This is a genomic window from Anaerostipes stercorihominis, from assembly GCF_057535655.1.
The window spans coordinates 302,198-328,312 of sequence record NZ_BAAJCL010000002.1 but is presented as its reverse complement, the minus strand read 5'-3'; the positions used below and the strand labels follow the sequence as shown (position 1 = coordinate 328,312).

At 42.0% G+C, this 26,115-nt stretch carries 21 protein-coding genes; 1 reads left to right on the top strand and 20 read right to left on the bottom strand.

Annotation, left to right across the window (positions count from 1 at the left end):
* Window positions 1-74: 74 nt before the first annotated feature.
* Window positions 75-3,779 carry an efflux RND transporter permease subunit gene (locus AC27EF_RS03655; protein ID WP_487108913.1) on the bottom strand — a complete coding sequence of 1,235 codons (3,705 nt, stop codon included), beginning with the start codon at window positions 3,777-3,779 and terminating at the stop codon, window positions 75-77.
* A gap of 186 nt (window positions 3,780-3,965) precedes the next feature.
* On the opposite strand from AC27EF_RS03655, the gene AC27EF_RS03650 reads away from it, so the two are divergent.
* Complete coding sequence (locus AC27EF_RS03650; protein WP_487108911.1) at window positions 3,966-4,595, top strand: superoxide dismutase; 630 nt, start codon at window positions 3,966-3,968, stop codon at window positions 4,593-4,595.
* A gap of 79 nt (window positions 4,596-4,674) precedes the next feature.
* On the opposite strand, the gene guaB is transcribed toward AC27EF_RS03650, so the two are convergent.
* From guaB to nrdD, 19 genes are all read right to left on the bottom strand, one after another.
* On the bottom strand, window positions 4,675-6,126 hold the full coding sequence (gene guaB, locus AC27EF_RS03645; RefSeq protein ID WP_487108909.1) for an IMP dehydrogenase: 1,452 nt from the start codon (window positions 6,124-6,126) through the stop codon (window positions 4,675-4,677).
* Window positions 6,127-6,299: 173 nt separating this feature from the next.
* The gene (locus tag AC27EF_RS03640) at window positions 6,300-6,668 is read right to left on the bottom strand and encodes a PTS glucitol/sorbitol transporter subunit IIA (RefSeq protein ID WP_487108907.1); all 369 of its coding nucleotides are present in this window, start codon (window positions 6,666-6,668) and stop codon (window positions 6,300-6,302) included.
* Between the two features lie 14 nt (window positions 6,669-6,682).
* A complete protein-coding gene (gene gltA / locus AC27EF_RS03635) occupies window positions 6,683-8,074 on the bottom strand; it encodes an NADPH-dependent glutamate synthase (protein WP_487108905.1) in 1,392 nt (463 codons plus the stop codon).
* Between the two features lie 2 nt (window positions 8,075-8,076).
* Complete coding sequence (locus AC27EF_RS03630; RefSeq protein ID WP_487108903.1) at window positions 8,077-8,898, bottom strand: sulfide/dihydroorotate dehydrogenase-like FAD/NAD-binding protein; 822 nt, start codon at window positions 8,896-8,898, stop codon at window positions 8,077-8,079.
* Window positions 8,899-9,204: 306 nt separating this feature from the next.
* On the bottom strand, window positions 9,205-10,170 hold the full coding sequence (locus AC27EF_RS03625) for a sugar-binding transcriptional regulator (protein ID WP_487108901.1): 966 nt from the start codon (window positions 10,168-10,170) through the stop codon (window positions 9,205-9,207).
* A 95-nt stretch (window positions 10,171-10,265) separates the two neighbouring features.
* Window positions 10,266-11,318 (bottom strand): zinc-dependent alcohol dehydrogenase, encoded by a 1,053-nt coding sequence (locus tag AC27EF_RS03620; RefSeq protein ID WP_487108999.1) that lies wholly within the window; start codon window positions 11,316-11,318, stop codon window positions 10,266-10,268.
* Between the two features lie 24 nt (window positions 11,319-11,342).
* The gene (locus tag AC27EF_RS03615) at window positions 11,343-12,221 is read right to left on the bottom strand and encodes a class II fructose-bisphosphate aldolase (RefSeq protein WP_487108899.1); all 879 of its coding nucleotides are present in this window, start codon (window positions 12,219-12,221) and stop codon (window positions 11,343-11,345) included.
* Between the two features lie 634 nt (window positions 12,222-12,855).
* Window positions 12,856-14,484, bottom strand: coding sequence for a chaperonin GroEL (gene groL / locus AC27EF_RS03610; protein ID WP_487108897.1), 1,629 nt, complete (start codon window positions 14,482-14,484; stop codon window positions 12,856-12,858).
* A gap of 27 nt (window positions 14,485-14,511) precedes the next feature.
* Window positions 14,512-14,784 carry a co-chaperone GroES gene (locus AC27EF_RS03605; protein ID WP_487108997.1) on the bottom strand — a complete coding sequence of 91 codons (273 nt, stop codon included), beginning with the start codon at window positions 14,782-14,784 and terminating at the stop codon, window positions 14,512-14,514.
* Between the two features lie 171 nt (window positions 14,785-14,955).
* A complete protein-coding gene (locus AC27EF_RS03600; RefSeq protein WP_487108895.1) occupies window positions 14,956-15,447 on the bottom strand; it encodes a PTS sugar transporter subunit IIB in 492 nt (163 codons plus the stop codon).
* Window positions 15,444-15,851 carry a PTS sugar transporter subunit IIA gene (locus AC27EF_RS03595; RefSeq protein ID WP_487108894.1) on the bottom strand — a complete coding sequence of 136 codons (408 nt, stop codon included), beginning with the start codon at window positions 15,849-15,851 and terminating at the stop codon, window positions 15,444-15,446. The genes AC27EF_RS03600 and AC27EF_RS03595 overlap by 4 nt, the downstream gene beginning before the upstream one ends.
* Window positions 15,852-15,877: 26 nt before the next feature.
* Entirely contained in the window at window positions 15,878-17,536 is a 1,659-nt protein-coding gene (locus AC27EF_RS03590) for a glutamine--tRNA ligase/YqeY domain fusion protein (RefSeq protein WP_487108893.1), read from the bottom strand.
* Window positions 17,537-17,608: 72 nt separating this feature from the next.
* The gene (gene radA, locus AC27EF_RS03585) at window positions 17,609-18,964 is read right to left on the bottom strand and encodes a DNA repair protein RadA (protein WP_487108892.1); all 1,356 of its coding nucleotides are present in this window, start codon (window positions 18,962-18,964) and stop codon (window positions 17,609-17,611) included.
* A 19-nt stretch (window positions 18,965-18,983) separates the two neighbouring features.
* Complete coding sequence (locus AC27EF_RS03580) at window positions 18,984-19,397, bottom strand: endosialidase (RefSeq protein WP_487108891.1); 414 nt, start codon at window positions 19,395-19,397, stop codon at window positions 18,984-18,986.
* Between the two features lie 61 nt (window positions 19,398-19,458).
* A complete protein-coding gene (locus AC27EF_RS03575) occupies window positions 19,459-21,924 on the bottom strand; it encodes an ATP-dependent Clp protease ATP-binding subunit (RefSeq protein ID WP_487108889.1) in 2,466 nt (821 codons plus the stop codon).
* Complete coding sequence (locus AC27EF_RS03570) at window positions 21,921-22,310, bottom strand: GntR family transcriptional regulator (RefSeq protein WP_487108888.1); 390 nt, start codon at window positions 22,308-22,310, stop codon at window positions 21,921-21,923. The genes AC27EF_RS03575 and AC27EF_RS03570 overlap by 4 nt, the downstream gene beginning before the upstream one ends.
* Window positions 22,311-22,556: 246 nt before the next feature.
* Entirely contained in the window at window positions 22,557-23,027 is a 471-nt protein-coding gene (tnpA, locus tag AC27EF_RS03565) for an IS200/IS605 family transposase (RefSeq protein WP_487108887.1), read from the bottom strand.
* A 228-nt stretch (window positions 23,028-23,255) separates the two neighbouring features.
* Window positions 23,256-23,753: an anaerobic ribonucleoside-triphosphate reductase activating protein gene (gene nrdG, locus AC27EF_RS03560; RefSeq protein WP_487108886.1), complete on the bottom strand. Its 498-nt coding sequence runs from the start codon at window positions 23,751-23,753 to the stop codon at window positions 23,256-23,258.
* Between the two features lie 11 nt (window positions 23,754-23,764).
* Window positions 23,765-25,951 (bottom strand): anaerobic ribonucleoside-triphosphate reductase, encoded by a 2,187-nt coding sequence (gene nrdD / locus AC27EF_RS03555; protein WP_487108885.1) that lies wholly within the window; start codon window positions 25,949-25,951, stop codon window positions 23,765-23,767.
* Between the last annotated feature and the right edge of the window lie 164 nt (window positions 25,952-26,115).

Here is a 26,115-nt window from a genome sequence, read left to right as displayed (position 1 = left end):
CATGTCAAATTTTTGACATGATTCCTATTTATTATATCTTCCCTTCCTGCAAAAGTAAAGAAAACACCCTACTTTTAATATTTTTGTAAGAATTTCAATACGCCTTTCTTTTTTTCTCCTTTGCCTTTTCTATGAAACAGCCCGTAAATGCAAGGAACAACCAAAAGTGTCAAAAGGGTTCCATAAATCAATCCTCCGATTGTTACAATTGCCATCGGCTGCATCATCTCGGCGCCCTGACCAAATCCCATTGCCATGGTTGAAAGTCCGAGAATGGTTGTGAGCGCCGTCATAAGAATCGGACGAATTCGCATCGTTCCCGCCGTTAAAATAGCGTCTTCAAAGGCATATCCCTGTTCTCTTAACTGATTGATCGTATCCACCAATACAATTCCGTTATTTACTATAATACCCGACAGCATAACGAATCCAATCATGGCGATAGCACTCAAATCTTTTCCTGCAAGCAAGAGTCCCAAAAATCCTCCGGTAAAAGCCATCGGAATGGTAAATAAAATAATAAACGGAGATTTCAGAGACTGGAACTGGGCAACCATAATCAAATACATAAATGCAACCGCCAGCAGCAGCATTAACCCAATCTGCTGTGTCGTGTCCTGAATGGATTCGATCTCACCGCCCATGGAATAAGAATATCCCTTCGGCATTTTATATTTCGTTAAATTTTTCTGTACCGCCTGACTGACTTTTCCAATATTGTAATCATCCTTTAATTCCGCAGTTACGGTTAACATCCGCTCCTGCTGGTTTCGGCTGATGGATGAGAGACTGTCGCTGGTCCTCAGACTGGCAACATCATCTAATCTCACCTCTTTGCTCTGTCCGCCGACAGTTCCGGTAAGTTTAAACTTTTTCAGTCCATCGCGAGTCATTGTATTCTTTGCGCGATTTCCCACATTCACACTAAATTCTTTTTCATCCAAAGAAATCGTTGTCGCCTGAGAAGCATCTTTTAACTGAGCATTTAACTGCTGATACACACTTGCAACAGTCAGCCCATATTTTGAAGCCTTTTTCTTATTCACTGTAACATGAATATCCAGCGTTGTTTCCTCACTGCCATCGGTCACATTCTTCGTTCCTTTTGTCTTTTCCACAATCTGTGCAAAATCCTGACCAATTTCCCGCAGCTTTTCAAGATCATTGCCCTTCACCTCAATGGAAATTCCGCTTCCTCCCAGAGCACTCATATCCATACTGGATTCTTGTACCTGAATCTCACAGTCAAATTTCTTTGTTTTCCTTAAAATTTCGTTTTTAATTTCTCTGTTGGTTTTCTTCTTATTTTCCTTTAACAGTATGTACATACTGGACTGATCTTTCGTACTGCCTGTGGATGTGGATGCCATTCCGGAGGAACTATCCGATGAAATCATCGCCGCAACGCTCTTTACATCCTTAATTTCCTTTACCTTGTGAAGTACTGTATCTGTCATAGACGCAGTTTCTTCCATGGAAGAGCCTGTTGGCATTTTCAGAGATAACGTCATCTGCGTACTGTCCATACTTGGAATCAAAGAGGTTCCGAGATTGGCAGCTCCGGCGATACTGACCACGAACAAAGCCATCGTTAGAAACACCGTCAGAACCTTATGACCAAAGATCGGTCCCATTACTCTCTGGTATAGATTCTGAACTTTATGAATCAGATGATTGTCTTTTTCCGTCACCTTATGAAGAACTCCTGCCGACATCATCGGCACAAAGGTCACTGCCACAATCAGACTGGCAAGAAGAGAGTAACCGATGGTCAATCCCATATCCACAAACAGCTGTCTCGTAATCCCGGTGGTAAAGACAATGGGCAAAAATACAGAAACCGTTGTCAAAGTGGAAGAAGTAATCGCTCCTGCCACTCCTTTTGCCCCGACAATTGCCGCCTCCTTTACCGGAACCCCTTCCTTGCGAAGCCGGTAAATATTCTCAATGACTACAATGGAGTTATCCACCAGCATTCCGACACCCAGCGCCAGCCCCGAAAGAGAAATTACATTCAGGGTGATTCCACTAAAATACATTAGCACCACTGCAAAAACGACACTTAACGGAATCGAGCATGCAATAACAAAGGTTGGCTTGATATCTTTTAAAAACAGCAGAAGAATCATAATTGCCAGTCCGGCACCCATCAAAAGATTATCAATGACAGATCCGGTTACCATATCAATATAAACTCCCTGATCCATAATATTCACATAATGGAATCCTTTATTTTCCTTTGTGAGCTCTGCCATTCTATCTTCAATCCGATGTGCCACATCTGCTGTAGAATAATTATTCTGCTTCTGAACAGACAAAATGACCCCATTATTACCATTGACACGACAGTAAATGTCATTGGCATTGTCAATGATCGCTACATCTGCCACATCACTGAGTCTGACCGGAGGAATTCCGTCAATGCCCAGATCCATCAGCTCCATATCCTGAAGCTCTTTCAAATTCTCTGCTTTATCTCCTACTCGAACCAGATATTGTACATTATTTTCTGTAATATATCCCGCCGGCATCTCAAAATTCTGTGCCGTCAAAAGCGCCTTAACATTTTCCACCGTCAACTTATCTTTGATATTCGCTGCAGCCTCTGCCTGTTTTTTACTTTCATCAAGCTTTTGCTGACTACTCTGAAGTTGTGATTCTCCCTGTGCCAGCTGAATCTCTCCCATAGTCATTTTCTGATTGGCAGCGGCAGATTGTACTGAAAATTCTGTTAAATTTGTGCGGATCTCTTTCTTTCCCTGCTGAATCTGTTTTAAAGCCTTTTGCAGCGATTTTAAATTTTGATCCATGGTTTTCAGCGATTGTTTTGCTGTCTTCTGCTGCTTCTTCAACTCATTTACCTGAGCAGCCATCTGAAGTTTCTCTGCCCCGTCTAAGACCTTCATTTGCTCTTCCATCTTCTGAATCTGCTGATTTAAGGCTTTCAGTGTTACATTCAATGCCGTCCTCTGTGTTTTTAAGCTGGTAATCGCACTGGTGACTTCCACTTCCTTTTGAGCCAGACTCATCTGTCCGTCTGACAAAGCCGTCTGAGCTTTTGCCAGCTGCGTATTCGCCTTAGTGCGCTGGACATCCAATGTATTTTTTCCGGATTCCATCTGGGCTTTTGCCTGATCAATCTTATTTTGTGCTTCCTCAAACTGACCGTTTAATGCTTTTTGGATTTTGTTGTTTAGTTTTTCTATTTTTTTCTCATTAATGATCGCATTGATCTGTTCCTTGACCAGGCCGGTGCTGCTCACAGAAGCCACTCCGTCGACCGCCTCAATGGACGGTGTAATTTTATCATTTATCAAATCAGACAGCTCTGCGGTACTTAATTCATCTGAGTCCATAGCCGTTACCATAACAGGCATCATATCCGGATTCAATTTCATAATCGTTGGATTTCCAACCTCATCCGGCCAATACCCCTTTATCATATCAAGCTTTTCCCGCATATCCAAAGATACCGCATTCATATCCGTATCTCCCTCAAATTCCATCACGACCATCGACATATTTTCACTGGAGATAGAATTTACTTCTTTAATATTAGAAATTGTCGCCATGGATTGCTCGACTGGTTTTGTTACCGTCGTCTCTACAGTCTCCGGAGATGCCCCCTGATATGTCGTCATGACAATTGCATAGGGAAGTTCCATGCTCGGCAGTAAATCCGTAGTCATTTTTGTAAAAGAGACAATCCCCAGAATAATCACCAGGACAACACCCACAATTACCGTATATGGTTTTTTTACACTAAATTTTGAAATCATTTTTTCACCTTTTCCGTCTAAATTTTGTTATCCAATCACCGGAAGTGTCAAAAGACACATTCCGGGATTGCAAGCGGTCGCCAAAGTAATTTAATGATATTCCACTAAAAAAAAGAAGTCAACCTTTTTTGAATATTCTGCTCTGTATTCACGTACAATAAAAAGAAAACAAAGGAGATTAATAAAATGAATGAAACTTATCCTTTTTCATTGGAACCATTACCCTATGACTACGATGCTTTAGAACCTGTTATCAGTGCTGAAACCCTGCAATTTCACCATGATAAGCATCTTGCAACTTATGTGGAGAAATTAAATAAAGCTCTGGAACCCTATAAAGAACTTCAATCCATGACTCTGGAACAGTTATTAACTGAGCCGCTGACAGTACCTGACAGCGTCAAAACAGAAATCAAAAATAACGGAGGCGGGGTCTATAATCATCAGCTCTATTTTCGGTGCATGAAGCCGGCTGAAGATTCTGTTCCTCCTGCCGGAACTTTAAAAACAATGATTGACAGCGCCTTCGGTTCCTTTGACACCTTTGTCAGAGACTTAACCAATGCTGCCTTAACACAATTTGGCTCCGGCTATGGCTGGCTGGTTCTGCATGATGGAATGTTAGAAATCAAACAAATGGCAAATCAGGACGTTCCTTTGGGAAAAAATACGACGCCTCTGCTTCCGGTGGATGTATGGGAACATGCATATTATCTTCAGTATCAAAACCGAAGAGTCGACTATGTGAATAATTGGTTCTGCCTGATCAACTGGAATTATGTAGAAGAGCTTCTTTCCTGTGCAATGAACTCATAATCAAAATTTTGTGCAAATCACATTTCCTATAAAAAAATCGGCTTCCTAAGAAACCGATTTTTTTATCATTTTATTTCATTTATTCTACGCTATAGTTTGGAGCTTCCTTTGTAATGTGGATATCATGAGGATGACTCTCTTTTAAAGAAGCCGCGGAAATTTTTACAAATTCCCCGGTTTCCTGCAATGTCTTAATGTCTTTTGCACCGCAGTATCCCATACCGGAGCGAAGTCCTCCCAGCATCTGGAAAATTGTATCCTCGACAGTTCCTTTATAGGCAACCCGACCTTCAACACCTTCCGGAACTAATTTTTTCGCATTGGTCTGGAAGTAACGATCTTTGCTTCCATTTTCCATAGCTGCCAGAGATCCCATTCCACGATAAACCTTATATTTTCTTCCCTGATATAATTCAAAATCTCCAGGACTCTCATCACATCCTGCCAGCATACTTCCCAACATACATACATCTGCTCCGGCAGCAATTGCTTTCGTAATTTCTCCGGAATATTTAATACCGCCGTCTGCAATAATCGGGATTCCGGCTTTTTTTGCTTCTTCGTATGCGTTCATGATGGCTGTAATTTGAGGAACTCCAATTCCGGCAACTACGCGGGTTGTACATATAGATCCCGGTCCGATTCCAATCTTGACACAATCTGCTCCGGCTTCAATCAATGCCTTTGCTCCTGCTCCTGTTGCCACATTTCCTGCAATTACCTGAAGATCCGGGAATTTTTCTTTTACCATCTTTACGACATTCAATACATTTGCAGAATGTCCATGAGCAGAATCTACAACAATGACATCCACATGGACATTAACCAGCGCCTGTACCCGGTCCAGAACGTCTGCGGTAATTCCGACACCGGCTCCGCAGAGCAGTCTTCCCTGATCATCTTTTGCCGCATTCGGATACTTAATCTGCTTTTCAATATCTTTGATTGTAATTAAGCCTTTTAAATTAAAATCATCGTCCACGATCGGAAGTTTTTCTTTTCTCGCTCGTCCGAGAATCTGCTTCGCCTCTTCTAAGGTAATTCCCTCTTTCGCTGTGACCAATCCCTCTGAAGTCATAGATTCTTTAATTTTCTTTGAAAAATCTGTCTCGAACTTCAAATCACGGTTGGTGATGATTCCCACCAATTTGGTTCCCTCTGTAATCGGCACACCGGAAATCCGGAATTTGGACATTAAATCATCTGCATCCTGAATGGTATGTTCTGGTGATAATGAAAATGGATCTGTTATAACTCCGTTTTCTGAACGCTTTACCTTATCAACTTCTTCCGCCTGTGCCTCGATTGACATATTTTTATGTATAATTCCGATCCCACCTTGTCTTGCCATGGCAATTGCCATACGGTGCTCTGTTACCGTATCCATGCTGGCGCTCATCAGCGGAATATTCAACTGAATTTTATTTGTCAAACGTGTGCGTGTATCCACATCATTTGCGATTACTTCTGAAAATGCCGGTACCAATAACACATCATCAAATGTAATTCCTTCACCAATTAACTTACCCATTGTTTTCCTCACTTTCTTGTATATTGTCATATTTTTAGATATGTTAACAAATCCAATCTGTCCTGTCAATAATAATTCTCTGATTTTATTAATGAAAAAGGAATTATTGCTGCTGCAATAACTCCTCTTATGATAATGATACCAAGGACTTCGATATCTCTTCTAAACATTTCCTAATCTTCTACAATGGAAATCTTACTTCCCACGCAAAGCTTTGGCATCGGTTTGGCTTCCACACAAATACTTCCCGGAAGCCCTGCTTCTTTTGCACCGCTAAATACAACGGTTAAATGTCCCAGTGTTTCCAAATTAGACTGGGCAATATCTCCCACCGCGGTAATCAGATACTCCTTCTGATCAACGATCAGTCTGTCTCCCTTTTTGATTGTTCCATCTACTTGCTTCTGGTCAATAAAATGACAAAAGTCTTTCAATGTCTCCGGCACATTTTCTCCAAACAGAACAAACATGCCTTCCTCAAAAAAAGCATCTACCTGTTCCCCCAATTTGATAATGTCGGTCTGAAATATTGCTTTCCCCATTTGGAATCCTCCTTTTACTTTCCTTGTAATTTCTGATCAATTGCTGCTGCCGCTTTCTTTCCGGCTCCCATTGCAAGGATGACAGTTGCCGCGCCGGTTACGGTATCTCCTCCGGCATAAACTCCGTCTTTGCTTGTTTTCATCGTCTCTTCATCTACAATGATTCCGCCCCACTTTTGTGTATCCAGACCAGGAGTGGTCTGACGGATCAGTGGATTCGGACTCTGACCAATGGCAATAATTACGGTATCCACATCCAGATCATAGTTTGATCCTTCCACTGGCTGCGGAGAGCGTCTTCCAGACGCATCCGGTTCTCCCAATTCCTGTTTTATGATCTCCATTTTATTGACCCAACCGTTTTCATCCGCTTTAATTGCAGCCGGATTATTTAAGAATTTAAAAATAATTCCTTCTTCTTTTGCATGGTGAAGTTCTTCCAAACGAGCCGGAGCTTCCTCTTCACTTCGCCGATAAACGATATAGACATCTTCTGCGCCCAGACGCTTTGCAGTTCTTGCGGCGTCCATTGCGACATTTCCCGCACCCACAACTGCCACTTTCTTTCCAATCTTAACCGGTGTTGGACATTCCGGGAATTTATAGCCTTTCATAAGATTGACGCGAGTTAAAAATTCATTGGCAGAATAAACGCCAAGATGATTTTCTCCCGGAATATTTAAAAATCTAGGCAATCCTGCGCCGCTTCCTACAAACACCGCTTCATATCCGTCTTCCATCAATTCATCAATGGTAACAGAACGACCGACAATCACGTTTGTTTCAATATCTACACCCAACGCCTGTACACTTTCAATTTCTTTTGCTACCAAATCTTTTGGCAAACGGAATTCCGGAATTCCATAGCTTAACACTCCGCCCGGTTTGTGAAGAGCTTCAAAAACTGTGACATCATAGCCTTTCTTAATTAATTCTCCCGCACAGGTAATTCCTGCCGGTCCGCATCCCACAACTGCCACTTTCTTTCCGTTTTTCTCAATCTCAACCTTTGCCGGTTTGGCATGTGCCATATGCCAGTCTGCGACAAAACGCTCCATACGTCCAATCCCAACTGGCTCTCCCTTAATTCCGCGCACACACTTTCCTTCACACTGATTTTCCTGCGGACATACCCGACCACAGATTGCAGGAAGTGCATTTTCTCTTGTAATGACTTCATAGGCGGCTTCAAAATCACCTTCTGCCACCTTTTCAATAAATTCCGGAATCGGAACATTGACCGGACATCCGTTGACGCACGGTTTGTTTTTACAATTCAAACAGCGGGTTGCTTCTTCCATCGCCATCTCTTTTGTATATCCAAGGGCAACTTCCTCAAAATTCTTGTTGCGGACATTTGGGTCCTGCTCCGGCATTGCCACTTTTTTCAGACTCATATTTGCCACGGTTACATCCCCCTTCCAATCTTACATTGATGCTCTTCTTCTTTAAACATCCCCTGACGCTGCATACACTGGTCAAAGTCTACCTTAAATCCGTCAAAGTCCGGTCCGTCAACGCAGGCAAATTTTGTCTCTCCACCGACAGTTACACGGCATCCTCCGCACATTCCGGTTCCGTCAATCATAATCGGATTTAAAGATACCATTGTCGGAATATCATATTCCTTTGTAATCTTTACAACATTCTTCATCATAATCAATGGTCCGATGGCAATGACTTCATCATATTTCACACCGGCTTTGATCTGATCTTCCAGTACATTGGTTACAAATCCCTTCGTTCCGAGACTTCCATCGTCTGTTGCAATATAAACATTCTCGCAGAATTCTTCAAACAGTTCTTTTAAAATTACAAACTCCGCACTTTTTCCTCCAATGATTACATCCACCGGAACTCCCATCCGTGCCAGCTTGCGAAGCTGCGGATATAACGGCGCTGCGCCGACACCGCCTGCAACTCCAATCACTCGCTCACATTTATGCAATGGAGAAGGCTGTCCAAGAGGACCCACAAAATCCTGTACGAAATCTCCTTCTTCCTTCTTGCTTAACAGTTCTGTTGTATAACCAACAACCTGATAAATAATCGTAACCGTTTCCTTCTCACGATCATAATCAGCAATGGTAAGGGGGACTCTTTCTCCCTCTTCATCCACACGTATAATAATGAACTGTCCCGGTTCACATTTTCTTGCCACATACGGAGCCTGAATCTCCATTAACTCAACTAAATTATTGAGCTTTTGCTTTTTGACAATTTTATACACCACTTCCACCTCTTTCTTAGATATCTTCTTTCTATTATACCTTGTAATCGTATAATAAGAAAGTACTTTTTATTTTTTGTCTGCATATGTTACAATTTACCACGAAAAGTATTTCTGAAATTGCGGCAGTCTTATTATACAAAATTTAATTTCTTTTGTCTACTTTTAAAGAAATTAAATTTCGCATTTTAAAACAAAGTGAATCCAATTTCAGTTTATGGTCGCAAAAGAGACAAAGAATGGAACTCTTCTTTGTCTCTTTTACGATCAACCACCATAAAAATTCTTACTCGCCAAAAGATTTCCTCAGACATTCAGCAAATATTGGGCCACCTCGGTATCTGTAATCAGTACATTGACAATCCCGGTATGCAGCGCGCCAAGAATTGCGTCTTTCTTTTCCTTTCCATAGGCGACTCCTACACGAACCGGTATCTTTTTCAATTCCTCAAAAGAAAGGCTCACCAAACGATCATAAAATTCATCTTCAATCAATGCCCCGTCTTTGTCAAATCCATAACATAGGATTTCGCCGACACCGCCTTTTTTTCTTATCCTGGCGTATTCTTCCTTAGGTATCTCATCGGTATTGAGAATCGTAGTATTCTGGTCATCCATAGTTCCAATCCCGAAAATAACCACATCTGCATTTTTTGCCATCGTCATAACGCTACTCACAGATGACTCTTCCATAATCTTCTGTTTTGTAAACTGATCTGATACAGTCAAGGGAGCCATGATCTGATACGCACTGACTTTTAAAATTCTTGCCGTCTCGTCAATCAAATAATTGGAATATGCCATCCGATACGCCTCATCTGCATCCTCAGGAGGATTGTTCGCTCCTGCCGTGGGAACAATCTTTACATCTTTGTATCTTTTCATCCGAAGACGCACATCATTCTTTAAATAAGAAATTGCTTTCTGCAGCGTAATTCCTTTGGTTAACGCTAAAGTCATATGATTTTTCAAAACTCGGATTATATAATCCGCAGTTAAAAATCCGATCTCTTCAATCACCTCTCCATCTCTCGGATAAGCAATCAGTGCTTCCTGCAGATGAAACTTTCTCTCCAAAACCTCTTCTTCGTCCACCATGCTGTTTTGAGGAAAATGAATCTGAATCTGAACATACCCTTCCCTGCGTGCCCGTTCCAATGTTCTTGCGATGGTCATTCTGGAAACATTTAAGTGCTTCCCAATGTCTACTTGAGACATCCCACTTTTATAATACATTTTTACAACCTTCATCATAAATCTTTCATCTCTCAATTTCCATATCTCCCATCTGCTTTACTTCTGGCTCCCCAGTCTTTCCTTTCAGTATATAAAACAATCAGAACCTTCGTCAACCAGATCCGAAATTTTTATTCATCCAGTAATACGCTCACGCGATACATTCCCGGCTGGCTTGCCGCCTCGAAGGCTTTCTGAATCTGACTCAAGGAATATTTCTTTTCTTCAATTAACCGGGAAACATCTACTACACCGGCACTGAGCGCTTTTGCTGCCATTTGAAAATCAACATGATCTGCACCGAATGTTCCGATCAGCTCCATTTTCCGGTAATGCATCGTATTGGAATCGATTTTTAATTCCGGCGCCGGATAACCCGCGGCAAATAGCAACATCCTGCCATCATTTTGCTTCAGCATTTCTATTCCCTGTGTGTTCGCAGAAGTCACTCCAACAGCTACAATCACTGCATCGGCTCCTTCCCCATTGGTCAGCTCATGCACCGCTTTTACCGGGTCCTCTTTGCTGCAGTCAACGACCTCAAATCCCATCTCTCTCGCTGTCTTTATTTTTTTATCAATCATCTCGGAAACAATCACTCTGCATCCATATGCCTTCGCTACCTGTGCATTTAATAATCCCATGGTTCCCCCGCCAATCACAACAATCGTTTCAAAAGAACGCAGGCGCAATTTTTCTGCTCCGTGAATGACCGTTGCCAGAGGCTCCAAAAATGCAGCGGCAGAAGGATCCGTTTCCTTTGCAATTTTATAAAGACCGCCGGTTCCCTTTACACAATAATTTGAAAATCCAAAGAAGCTCCACCGGTATCCGTCCGGTGATGTTTTTCTCATTTCTACACATTGATCCACATGCCCCTCACGGCATGGTGAACAATGTCCGCACACATCGTACCCTGTTGCTACCAAATCCCCCACCTGAAATTCTGTTACTTTCGCACCGATTTTTTCTACAATTCCTGCTGCCTCATGTCCACCTGCCATCGGATATCCCTGATGCTCCCGTTTCCCCATCCACTGCTGATAATCTGTTGTACAGATATTGCATGCTTTCATATTCAGCAGGACCTCATAATCACCGATCTCCGGCAGCTTTCGCTCTCTGACTTCTGCTACGCCTTTTTCAACCAAACATCCGAATTTCATTGTTTCACTCTTCATCATCATGTTCTCCTTTTTTCATAAATCTTATGCTCTGTTTTTCCCATCAAATAAGCAAATATAATGTTTTAGAAGCTCTTTATATCCCTTTCTCATTGCATTGGATAAATCAAACATATTTGCTGAAGGGTTTCCAAACTCCCCGAGCTTTCCGTCTTTTTTGATCTGATCATAATCTATACTTAAATAGGATTTTAAAGCTTCCAAACCTGCATTGCTGAGATCCGTACATAAATTCACTTTCTGTATTCCCGTCTTCACAGCTTTCTGAAGATTCTCATCTCCGGTTCCCGAACCTCCGTGCAATACCAAAGGAACTTCTAACATTTGATGAAGCTCTGCCAGCAATTCAAATTCTAATTTAGGAGTCCCTTTGTAGGTACCATGAGATGTTCCCACCGAAACCGCCAGACAATCTACCCCGGTCTGTTCTACAAATGCCTTGGCCTCCTCTTTGCGCGTCAGTCCTGCATCTCTTGTCGTCTCATATTCAAATCCCTGTCCGACATGTCCAAGCTCCGCCTCTACAGAAACGCCTACCGCATGAGCAATTTTTACAATCTCTGCTACTTCTCTTACATTTTCTTCAAAGGATAAGGTTGAGCGATCCACCATAACAGATGTAAAACCATATCGAATCGCAGCTATGATCTCTTGAAAATCTCCGCCATGATCCAAGTTCAAGGCAGACGGAACTTCCGGAAATTTTTTTGCATAAAATTTTACCGCATCTGAAATTTCCTCAATTTGATGAATTCCCGCGCCGTCTATAATGATCGGAGCACGTAATTCTTTTGCTGCTTCAAAAACACTTTTCACCGTATTTAAGCTCCACACATTGGGCGCTGCAACTCCATATCCCTCTCTTTTTGCTTTTCTTAAAATGCTTCCCATGTCTGTCAACATATGATTCCCTCCCATATCAGTGCATATGTATTATTATTTGTGAATATGTAACTTATGTATGAATTGTAATACAATCCCACTGCTTTGTCAAGCATATTCACAATTATTTGTGAATATGCATTATTACAAAAAGCAACGACAACGGATCGGTGCATAAAATTTGCCTGTTATTTAATAGTGGATTATGAAGTGCGTCTTTTTTTACATAGAACAGTGATAATTTTGCAGGAAATAAGAATATGAAAGAAAAGAAGTGCTAGAACCGGTATTCACCGAAACTAGCACTTCTTTTTTTACTTGCTTTTGATTTATAGATCCTCTTTCCAAGCTTTATTTTAATCAATGCCCTTTTTGTCATTTTGCCTTTTACTATCTTCGTTGTTTCATATACAGAATTCACTGTCAATTTCTTCTTTGGGGCTGCATGCACCGGAACCAAAGAACTAAAAAAATTGATATCATTCCCATTAGCAAAAAAGGAACTGTTAAAAAAACTCCCCTAACTCAAAAATCGCCCAGACCATAAGGTCCGAGCGATTTTTTGGTAGAATGAATCTTGGACTTACACTAGTTTCCTGTGATTTCAGGCTTTTTCCTGGATTTGCCAAGACTCAAATTTATAAAACTGGAGTGCCTACATCATGCCCATGCCAGGTGCTCCTGCCCCTGCTGGCATTGCCGGCTCTGCTTCTTTGATATTTGCCACTACAGATTCTGTTGTTAACAGAGTAGAAGCTACAGATGTTGCGTTCTGTAATGCACTTCTTGTTACTTTTGCCGGATCAATAATTCCTTTTTCAATCATGTTTCCGTATTCTTCATTCAGCGCATCAAATCCGATTCCGACTTCCTGTTCTTTTACTTTATTAACAATCACTGCACCTTCTAATCCACCGTTTACTGCAATCTGGAATAATGGCGCTTCCAATGCTTTTAAGATAATATTTGCACCAGTCTTTTCGTCTCCTTCCAGATCTGCTGCCATTTCTGCAACCTTCTTTGATGCATGGATATAAGCAGATCCTCCACCGAAGATAATTCCCTCTTCCACTGCCGCTTTTGTAGCTGCCAGCGCATCTTCCATGCGCAGCTTGCTCTCTTTCATCTCTGTCTCTGTTGCCGCTCCGACACGGATTACAGCAACTCCGCCAGATAATTTTGCAAGTCTTTCCTGTAATTTTTCTTTATCAAATTCAGAAGTTGTCTCTTCAATCTGTCCTTTGATCTGACCGATCCGAGCCTGAATTGCATCTTTATCGCCTTCTCCGTCAACAATCACTGTATTTTCTTTTTCAACTTTGACAGATTTGGCACGACCTAACTGATCGATGGTTGCATCTTTTAATTCTAAGCCTACTTCTTCTGAGATTACAGTTCCGCCAGTTAAAATTGCGATATCTTCCAGCATTGCTTTTCTTCTGTCACCATATCCTGGGGCTTTGACTGCACATACAGAGAAGGTTCCGCGAAGTTTATTCACAATTAATGTTGTTAAAGCTTCACCTTCAATATCCTCCGCAATGATTAACAATTTCTTTCCGCTTTGTACAATCTGCTCTAACATTGGAAGAATATCCTGAATATTAGAAATTTTCTTATCTGTAATTAAAATATATGGATCTTCTAATTCTGCAACCATTTTTTCCATATCTGTGGAGAAATATGCAGATAAATATCCACGGTCAAACTGCATACCTTCTACCAAATCCAATTCTGTTTTCATTGTTTTGGATTCTTCAATTGTAATAACTCCGTCGTTAGATACTTTTTCCATAGCGTCTGCCACTAATTCTCCGACTTCGTCATCTGCAGCTGAGATTGCAGCTACCTTTGCAATCTGATCTCTTCCTGTTACCTTGCTGCTCATTTCTGCAATTGCCTCTACCGCTGCCTCTGTTGCCTTTTTCATTCCTTTCCGAAGAATAATCGGGTTGGCTCCTGCTGCCAGGTTCTTCATTCCTTCGTTAATCATTGCCTGCGCCAAAACCGTTGCGGTTGTTGTACCATCTCCGGCAACATCATTTGTTTTTGTGGCAACCTCTTTTACCACCTGTGCTCCCATGTTTTCAAATGGATCTTCCAGCTCAATCTCTTTTGCGATTGTAACACCGTCGTTTGTGATCAACGGTGTTCCGAAAGATTTATCTAACACGACGTTACGTCCCTTTGGTCCAATGGTAACTCTGACAGTATCTGCCAGCTGATTTACCCCTGATTCCAAAGCTTTTCTTGCATCAATTCCGTATTTAATTTCCTTTGCCATAATTTCTGTCCTCCGATTATACTTCTCTTACTCTACGACTGCTAAAATGTCATTCTGTTTTACAATAATATATTCTTCCTCTTCTAATTTCACCTCGGTTCCGGCATATTTGGAATAAATGACTTTCTGTCCAACAGAAACTTCCATCTTCACATCTTCGGTTCCCGGTCCTACTGCGACAACTTCTGCTTCCTGTGGTTTTTCCTGAGTTGCGGTTGTAAGTACAATTCCTGATTTTGTTGTTGTCTCTGCTTCCAACTGTTTTAATACAACTCTGTCTCCCAATGGTGTTAACTTCATACTCATATTACCTCCTAAATAATTTAGAAATTTGTCTTATTTTATCTTATATTGTTAGCACTCACCTTGATTGAGTGCTAACCCTTATGTTGTTAGTATAACACCGACAAAAAAAAATGCAACCCCTTTTTTATAAAAATTCAAAAAGGGACTGCAATTTTAACAGACAGTTTAGTTTTCCCGGGAAATATATTTTTGTGCATCTTCTCCGGTCTGTGTCGGAACTGTTTGGAAATAAACATGGACATTCTGGCGGATCATTTTATGGATGGATTCCATCTCTGCAGCATCACACGCCACACGTCTGGCTACCTTCTTTCGCTCTCCTCGTATTCCCATTCCTCCAATATTCAGCTGCGGAATTTGGATACCTCTTTTGATCAGCTCCTCAAATACAATCGGCGACTCCGCAAGAACAATTACATTTTCTCCCGGAAAAGAAGGCTGTTCTTTTAACTTTTCCACTGCGCGCTCCATTCCATAAACATGAATCACCATTCCTTTTGGAGCCATATCTTTGATGACCCGACTGCGGAATTTATCATTGGCAACCGTATCATCCACAATCAAAATGCGATTTGCATTGACTGCCGGCACCCATAATGTCAAAATTTCTGTGTGAATTAATCGGTCGTCGACTCTTGCTAATACAATGTTCTTCATTCTTCTTCCTCCTGAAATAACTTCCTCACATCACGAAACGTTTCCGGAGCCTGCGCAAGGGCGCTTTCACAAATTTCCCCGGCCGTTTTCCCTCCGTAACGCCCCATAATCACTTCCATCATCAAAGGAAGATTGATGCCGGTGAGATGGTACAAATCATATTTTTGCATCAGAGAGATCACCGCATTAAACGGACTCCCGTAAAACAGGTCGGAAACCATTAAAATCTCCTGTCCATGCTCTGTTGCCTGAATCTCTTCCTCGATACGCTCCCGAAATGTATCGACAGATTCCTCCTCTGCCAGCCCCAGCGCTGCCAAATTTTCCTGCTCACCCGCAATCATCTGTACTGTGTCAACCAGAGCCTGCGCATAAGGTCCGTGGGAAACAGCTATCACCTTCATACAATCTCCTCCCTTTTCCTCACATGTTAGTTTGGTTTATAAGAACTCTTCAAACTTACAATACGATTAAACACCATATGATCTTTGGTGGAATCCTTGGTATCCAAACAGAAATAACCGGTTCTCATAAACTGAAAGCTATCTCCCGCCTCAAATTTTTCCAGTTCCGGTTCCACATAGGCATTCGTAATGACCGTCAGAGAATTTGGATTGATATTGATCGTTCCATCTTCATTATATACACCTTTTTCCTCGTCTACAATATTTTCATAGAGACGAACCTCTGCTTTTTTGGCAGTCGGAACATAGACCCAATGAATGGTTCCGCGGACCTTTCTTCCGTCCGGGCTGTTGCCTCCTCTGGATTCCGGATCATAGGTTGCATAGACTGTCGTTACATTTCCATCCTCATCTGTATCATACCCTGTGCAGGTTACAAAATATGCATTCATCAGGCGAACTTCATTTCCCACATAGAGACGGCGGTATTTTTTCGGCTTCTCAATTTTAAAATCTTCCCGCTCAATGTATAACTCTCTGCCAAATGGTACCTGCCTTGTTCCCATCTCTTCATTTTCCTGATTGTTCGGCACGTCCACATACTCTGTTTCCCCTTCCTTGTAATTGGTAATTACAAGCTTGATCGGGTCAAGGATCGCCGCCATTCGAGGCCGCTTCAATTTCAAATCATCACGGATGCAATATTCCAGCATTGCATAATCTACAGAGCTGTGACTTTTGGACACTCCCACCAGCTCCATAAATTTTTGAATGGATTCTTTCGTATATCCCCGTCTTCTCAAAGCAGACAGGGATACCAGGCGCGGATCATCCCATCCGTCTACAATACCGTCCTCCACCAGCTTTTTAATATACCGTTTTCCCGTAATGACATTGGTAAGATACAGCTTGGCAAATTCGATCTGCTTTGGAGGATTTTCAAATTCACACTCTCTGACAACCCAATCATACAGCGGTCTGTGGTCTTCAAACTCCAACGTACAGATGGAATGTGTCACACCCTCAAACGCATCTTCTAAAGGGTGCGCAAAATCATACATCGGATAAATGCACCACTGATCTCCGGTATTATGGTGCTCCATTCTGGCAATTCGATACAAAATCGGATCTCTCATGTTTATATTGCCGGACGCCATATCAATCTTTGCGCGAAGCACCTTGCTTCCATCGGGATATTTTCCCTCTTTCATTTCCCGCAGCAAGGTTAAATTCTCCTCCGGTGTTCTCTCCCGGTATGGACTGTCCTTTCCCGGTTCCGTCAGGGTTCCTCGATATAAACGAATCTCCTCCGGTGTTAAATCACACACATAGGCTTTCCCTTTTTTGACCAAAAGCTCCGCACACTCATACATTTTGTCAAAATAATTGGATGCATAATACAAATGATCCTTGTAATCCGCTCCCAGCCATTCTACATCCTCTTTGATGGACTGAACATATTCTTCCTTCTCTTTGGTCGGATTTGTATCGTCGAAACGAAAATGAAATTCTCCTCCATACTCCTTCGCCAGCCCATAGTTTAGTAAAATTGATTTTGCATGTCCTATATGCAGATATCCATTGGGCTCCGGCGGGAATCTAGTCACAACCTTTTTGCAGCTTCCCTCTTCCATATCCTGATCAATGATCTGTTCGATAAAATTTTTAGAATTTATTTCTTCCATGCTGTCCTCCATATATTTTTATTTTATCATAATGTATCTTTGGGACCGTTGCAAGTCCTGCCGCAATAAATTTTAAATCAAGTCCAATGCCTCCAAAACATTGGTCACCGCAAGCAGTTCCATTCCTGTCTGAATTTTTATTGCTTCCTGATTCGCTTTCGGCAGAATACACCTTTGAAAGCCAAGTTTTGCGGCTTCCTTAATCCTTGCCTCCCCTCCGGAAACGCCCCGAATTTCTCCTACCAGACCCACTTCCCCGAAAATAATGGTGTCTTCCGGGACGGCACGATTTTTATAACTGGATGCAATTGCCATCACAATGCCAAGATCTATGGCTGGTTCTCCAAGCCGCATTCCTCCTGCCAGATTCACATAAGCGTCGCAGCCTCCTAACTGGAAACCAGCTCTTTTTTCTAACACTGCCATCAAGAGGTTGACGCGGTTATAATCAATCCCAACAGCTGTTCGTCTGGGCATCTGAAAACTTGTGGGAGATACCAAAGCCTGGATTTCAATGAGAATCGGTCTGGACCCTTCCATCGAACAGACAACCACAGAACCGGAAGCATCCACCGGTCTTCCGTTTAACATCGTTTTTGACGGATTTTCTACTTCCAGAAGTCCGTTTTGACACATTTCAAATACACCGATCTCGTTGGTTGATCCAAAACGGTTTTTCACTCCCCGCAGAATCCGATATACCGCTTCTCTTTCTCCTTCAAAATAAAGCACCGTATCCACCATATGTTCCAGTGTTCTGGGTCCTGCAACGACGCCTTCTTTTGTCACATGCCCTACAATAAAAACTGCCACATTTTGTTCCTTGGCAATTCGCATCATCTGAGCGGTCACCTCCCGCACCTGAGAAACACTTCCCGCAGCCGAAGACAGATCTGCGCTGTACATGGTCTGAATGGAATCAATGACCACAAACTCCGGTTTCACCTTTAAAACAGCATTCAAAATTTCTCCCAGATCCGTCTCACAAAACAGCAGCATCTCTTCTTCAAAAGTACCGATCCTCTCTGCACGCAATTTAATCTGATGCATGGACTCCTCTCCGGAGATATAAAGTACTTTTCTTTTTTTGTTGGCAAGATTTCTGCATACCTGCAGCAACAGTGTTGATTTCCCGATTCCCGGGTCCCCGCCGACCAATGACAGGGAGCCTTTCACGATTCCTCCGCCGAGAACCCGGTCCAGTTCCTTGATCCCCGTTGGAATCCGCTCTTCATTCTTGACGGTTACCTCAGATATATTCATAGGAGAGGCTGAAGTCTTTCCGGACTTCGCCCCTCCCTTTTTGCTTTCTGTTATGACCTCTTCTGTAAATGTATTCCACTGTTTACAGGCCGGGCACTGTCCCATCCATTTGGAAGATTCATGACCACACTGGCTGCAGAAATACATCGTTTTTTGCTTTGCCATTGCTCAATCCTCCGGCGTATTACAGCTTCTGAACACGGACAGAAGAAGCGGTTCCCTCACTCAACTCAACCCCAATGGTAAGTTTTCCTGCCAGGTTTGCTTTCATAGTTCCGATATTCGTATTATCAATAAAAACACGATAATCCTGCTGTGGTTCTACCTCGAGGGTGACCTGAACATCCGATGCTGATTCAATATCAAATGCAACTCCGTCTGCGGTTGCCGCAAAATTAGAAACTGCGGATCCCGGTACAGATTCAAAAATCAGTTGTCCGTTCTTGTCCAGTTTTGTCATTGTCTTAAAGGTCTTAATCTTATAAATATCTCCTTCAAACTGGATATCTCCTTTCTTCGCCTTTGTTTCTAATGTATAGTCTCCAAAACAAAGGGTTCCATTATCTTCGCTGCGGAATAATTCAGTTACCACTGCCATTTTTTTATCCTCCTAATATTGGTTTGCCGTAATTGTATTTTCATTATAATATATTTATCGTTTATTTACCAGTTTCCGTGACTGAAAATGTCAATTTTTTATCTTTCTTTCCGATTGTCATAACATCTCCTGATTTTAATCTGCCGTTCAAAATCCAATCTGCCAATGCGTCCTCCACCTCATTTTGAATGACTCTTCGCAGTGGTCTGGCTCCATAATTTTCGTCATACCCCTTTTCAGCCAGAAAATCCAGCGCTGCACCTGTAACTTTCAAAGAAATCTGATATTCCTGTACAAGACGCCGGCGAATGTCTTCCATAAATAATCGGGCAATTTTCCGAACTTCTTCTTTGGTCAAAACCGCAAAAACAATGGTATCATCAATGCGATTTAAAAATTCCGGCCGGAAAATCTGTTTTACTTCATCCATCACACTCTTTGTCATTAGCTGATGATTTTTCTCTTTTTCTGTCTCCGCCGCAAATCCAAGACGTTTTGGTGCGATAATTCTATTTGCACCGGCATTGGATGTCATAATAATCACCGTATTTTTGAAATCAACCTTTCTTCCGTTGGAATCTGTAATATGCCCGTCATCCAGCACTTGAAGCAAAATGTTAAACACATCCGGATGAGCCTTCTCAATCTCATCGAACAAAATAACCGAATATGGATGTCTGCGGATCTGCTCACTTAACTGACCGCCTTCCCCAAATCCTACATACCCCGGAGGAGAACCAATGATCTTTGAAACACTGTGTTTTTCCATATATTCTGACATATCCACACGAATTAAATCGTCTTCTCTTCCAAACATTGCTCTTGCCAGAGTTTTTGATAATTCGGTTTTTCCAACTCCGGTCGGTCCCAGAAACAGGAAGGAACCAATGGGACGATTTGGATTCCTCAGTCCCACACGACTTCTCTTAATCGCCTTTGCCACAGCTGTAACCGCCTGATCCTGTCCGATCACCTGTTTGTGAAGCTCTTTTTCCAGATTTTTTAATCTTTCCATGTCTCTTTTTTTCAGCTGTGTCACCGGGATCTGCGTCCAGAGGGAAATGACCTCTGATATATCTTCTTCATCTAATTCCGGTATATTGTTCTGTCTCTTTTTCATTTGATTTTCTTTTCTCTTCCAGACTTTTTCAAGCTTTTGCTTTTCTTCCTTTAGCTTTCTGGCTTCTGCCAGAGCGCCTTCTGATAATTTTTCTTCAATCTGCTCTACCAAAAGCTCCATCTTCCGGCGTTCTTTTCCAAAGTCCTCAAAGTTTCCTGCCTGCCCCATTCTTTTTCTCGCGCATGCCTCATCCATCAAATCAATGGCTTTATCCGGAAGAAAACGATCGCTGATATAACGGTCCGACAGGACTGCAATCGAATGAATGACATTCTCTGGAATCAAAACCCGATGAAAATCCTCAAAGCGATGCTTTAATCCACTTAAAATTGTAATGGTTTCTTCCACCGTCGGCTCCTCAATGCGTACCGGCTGAAATCTTCTTGCCAGGGCAGCATCTTTTTCAAAATATTTTGTATATTCTTCACTGGTTGTGGCGCCAATCAGTTGAAAATCCCCTCTTGCCAGTGCAGGTTTTAAAATGTTGGAAGCATCCATGGCCCCCTCAGAGCCTCCTGCCCCGATCATGGTATGGATCTCATCAATAAACAGTATGACCGAATCATCCTCAGTCACCTCTGTAATGATCCGCTTCATTCTTTCCTCAAATTCTCCGCGGTATTTTGTCCCCGCAATCATTTTTGTAAGATCCAAGGACAATAATCTCTTATTCTGAAGCCACACCGGCATACTTCCATCGGAAATCTTTTGTGCAAGTCCCTCTACAATCGCAGTTTTCCCAACACCCGGATCTCCGATCAGACACGGATTATTCTTCGTCCGGCGACAAAGAATCTGGACCAAACGCTCCATCTCTTCTTCTCTTCCGATCATCGGATCCAAACTTCCCTGTGCTGCCTTCTCCGTAAGATCTGTACTGAACTGTTCCAGAAGAGATTCTGCCATCCCTTCCTCCGGCGCATCTGAGCTAAAAGCCAACGCCTGTGCATACTCATTCTTCGCTGTCCGGTAATCTAAACCTGCCGTTACTAAAATATCCGTAAACATCCCCTCATCGGAAATTTTAGCCTTCTCCAGAAGTCGACAGGCTTCATTATCCGCATCCCGAATTAATGCCATTAAAATGTGTTCTGTTCCGATGGCATCGCACCCGTATTTTAGAGCAATCTCCCCTGCCATCTCCAGAAGATACTCCGTCTTTGGAGTATCTAGCACTTTGCGCCTTCCGTCTTTTGGCCTTTTGGATTTTTCTTGAATAAAGTTCTCGATTAATTCTCTTGTAACGCCATGCATCCGAAGCACCTCGCTGGCCATAGACCCACTGGTTCCATAAAGACCAAGCAATAAAAAAATACTTCCAAATTCCTGAAATCCAAGATATTTCGCAATTTCCCGTCCCTCATCCAACGCTTTTGCGGCAAGTCTTGTAAATGGTAATCGATTCATAACTCCTCCTGATTTTTTTCAAGCTGATGGTACATGTGACTGACTAACTGTTTCATCTCCTCTTCTGTAATCCCTTTGCAGACTGCCTCTGCAACCAGCATTGTGAGACTTTCTTCAATACTTTGAAGCTCCTGCTGCTTTTCCAGAGTTTCCACACTTACCACTGCACCTTTTCTTCTGTCTAACTTTAAGTATCCTTCTTCTCTTAAAATAGCATATGCTTTGTTTACCGTATGCATGTTTACTCCAAGAATCTGAGCCAGCTGCCGAACCGACGGCAGAGATTCTCCCTCTGTAAATTCTGCACATGCAATTCCCATAATAATTTGATTTCTTAGCTGTACATAGATTGCCTCATCACTATTGAAATCAATCTCCAGTATCATATGCAATCCCTTCTTTCTGAATATATTCTTGTTATACATAGGCTATAATAAAAGGCACAGTATGTCAAGAAGATTTTGTGACATAGAAATGAGAGGGCTTTTCTGCCCTAAATCAAAACCACCGGCTTAGCCGGTGGTTTGCTCTCGCCCTATAAGGGCTTATTACCGACGCTAAGTCTAAAGACCCATCGAATTTGGTTCGCCAACTGTACCGTCATTTACTTATTAAGCCCTACGGGGCTTATTTTATTTATTTTGGTTTACTGGCTCACCCGTAAACGGGTCAATATATTCTTTTAGTGTCATCTGGTCATACTCTAAATCATTTTGTAATTGATTTTGAATATATTCTTGTATTTTTTTTGCATTTTTCCCTACAGTATCTACATAATATCCTCTGCACCAGAGATGTCGATTCCCATATTTATATTTTAAATTTGCATGGCGTTCGAAGATCATAAGTGTACTTTTTCCCTTCAAGTACCCTACAAAACTTGAAATGCTTAAACTGGGTGGTATCTTCACAAGCATATGTACATGATCTGGGCATATCTCTGCTTCCACTATTTCTACACCTTTTCTTTTGCATAATATACTTAAGATATTTGCTATATCCTGTTTCATCTTTCCATATGCTACTTTTCTTCTATATTTAGGCGCAAAAACAATATGGTACTTACAATTCCATTTCGTATGTGATAAGCTATTAATATCCATTTGGATAACCTCCTTTGATTTTATGTGGTTGGCGAACCAACATGATTATATCACTGGAGGTTTTTTACTGTAAGCTTAAGCAGTGCTGACTCACCGGCCTAGCCGGTGGTTTATTCGTTCATCAAAGTTCCGTTTCTCTTCTGAGAAACTCCACTGTGCTGAACAGGCTTAAAGCCTAACAATAAAACAAAGGCGTGGAACAATCCTTTTAAGACCGTTCCACGCCTTTTATCTTCTCTCCGATTTATGAAGCTCTAAAATTCTCTGGTTTTTGCTCCCGCGAAATTTCAAAGTAATATCCTTCTGAGCTTCTATAAATCTTCCATCCACTAAGGTATCAATATACAATAACATTTCATCCGTATCTGCCGTATGAACCTTTCCGCCTGCCTTCAAATCTGTATCGTAACAATAGCCCGTATAACACCAAATGGTTTTTTGGGGATATCGATTGTGAATGTTCTTAAGAAGCCCTCTTAAAACCTGCTGATTTTCGGGTTCAAAAGGCTCCCCTCCCAACAGGGAAAACCCTTCAATATATTCCGGCTCCAGCAATCGCAGGATTTCCTCCTGCGTCTGCTTGGTATAAGGCTTTCCATACGCAAAATCCCACGTCTCCCGGTTAAAGCATCCGGGACACCGATTTCGGCATCCGGATACAAAAAGACTGACTCTCACCCCAGGTCCATTTGCAACATCACATTTTTTAATTTCTCCATAATTCATGCTCTCACCTTTTATAAATGAAGTACCCGATCTTTAATTTCCTGCGTACGTCCCTGATTCCAGAACTGAGTTCCGATATAACCGCAGGTACGCCTTGCCACAAACATATGATCCTGATCTGTATTTCCACAGTTCGGGCATTCCCAGACAAGCTTTCCTGATGCTTCTTCTTTGATTGAAATTTCGCCGTCATATCCGCAGCACTCGCAGTAATCACTCTTTGTATTAAGCTCCGCATACATAATATTATCGTAGATAAACTTCATTACAGACAGCACTGCCTCAAGATTATTTTGTAAGTTTGGAACTTCCACATAACTGATGGCTCCTCCCGGTGAGAGCTTCTGAAAATCAGATTCAAACGCCAGCTTGCTGAACGCGTCAATCTCTTCCGATACATGAACATGATAGCTGTTGGTAATATAATTCTTATCTGTCACTCCCGGAAGAATTCCAAACCGCTTCTGAAGGCATTTTGCAAATTTGTAGGTTGTAGATTCCATCGGAGTTCCATAAACAGAATAACTGATATTTTCTTCTGCTTTCCACTGGGCGCACTTATCATTTAGCTTCTGCATCACCTGCAGTGCAAATTCTTTTCCTTCCGGTGATGTATGAGATTTTCCGGTCATTCGGACACACATTTCGTAAAGTCCCGCATATCCAAGAGAAATCGTAGAATACCCGTTATAGAGAAGCTTGTCGATGGTCTCTCCTTTTTTCAGTCTTGCCAGCGCCCCATGCTGCCAGAGAATCGGCGCCACATCCGACACGGTTCCCAACAATCTTTCATGACGGCATCTCAATGCCCGGTGACAAAGTTCCAGACGTTCCTCTAAAATTTCCCAGAATTTTTTCATATCGCCTTCGGAACTGCATGCCGCATCGACCAGATTAATGGTGACCACTCCCTGATTAAACCGTCCATAGAATTTATGACTTCCATCAGGATTTCTCTGAGAATCTTCCACGGTCAAAAAGGAACGACAGCCCATACAGGTATAAACTTCCCCCTGTTTCAGAGAGCGCATTACCTTTGCAGATATATAATCCGGCACCATTCGTTTTGCCGTACATTTTGCAGCCAGTTCTGTTAAATGCCAGTATGGTGCATCCTGCGTCACATTATCCTCATCCAGAACATAAATCAATTTCGGAAATGCCGGAGTAATCCAGACACCTTTTTCGTTTTTCACTCCCTGAATTCTTTGCTTTAATACCTCTTCAATGACCAGCGCAAGATCTTCTCTGGTTCTTCCCTTGGGTACCTCATCCAAATACATAAAAACAGTAACAAACGGGGCCTGACCATTGCATGTCATCAGCGTCACAAGCTGATATTGGATCGTCTGAATTCCCTGTTTTATCTCATCATGAAGTCTCATCTCTGTAATTTGATCAATCAGAGCCTCATCCATGGATTCATTGGTTGCCTTCCGTTCCCGAATCACATTTTGACGAAGCTTTTTTCGGCTGACATCTACAAAAGGCGCCAAATGCGCCAGAGTAAAGGACTGTCCGCCGTACTGATTGCTGGCAACCTGTGCCACGATCTGCGTTGTAACATTACATGCAGTAAAAAATGAATGCGGCTTTTCAATCATCGTCTCACTGATTACCGTTCCATTTTGAAGCATATCCTCCAGATTAATCAGATCGCAATTATGCTCCTTCTGAGCAAAATAGTCCGAATCATGAAAATGAATGATGCCTTCTTCATGTGCTTTGATGATCTCGTCGGGAAGAAGAACTCTCTTGGTTAAATCTTTACTGACCTCTCCTGCCATATAATCCCGCTGTGTTGAATTGATCACCGGATTCTTATTGGAGTTTTCCTGATTCACTTCCTCATTAATATTCTCGAGAAGCGATAAGATCCCATCATCTGTTGTATTGGATTTTCTCTTCAGCTCCCGTTTATAACGATATCTCACATATTTCTGCGCAACTTCATAGCCTCGCATCTCCATGATCCCGGTCTCAACCATATTTTGAATATCTTCTACATTCACTGCATGAGATGATTTCTGCACCTGGTCTGCCACATTATCCGCCACAGCAATGATCTGATAATCATTCATCTGATGAATCTTCGGCACTTCTTTATTCGCTTTTGTCACAGCATTGATGATCTTTTCTAAATCAAAATCCACTTCTTCCCCATTGCGTTTAATGATTCTTGTCCTTACTTCCTTCATGGCATCTCCCTTATCTCTGTTATTTTTATATTTAATGCGCTGACCAGTCTTATATCTCAGATTGACGGCCCTCTGACCGCTCCCTTCCAGCCGCGCACAATGAATACTAAATGTTGATATACTTTTATGTAAAACACTATATCTTGTGTTTCCTTCTCCTATCT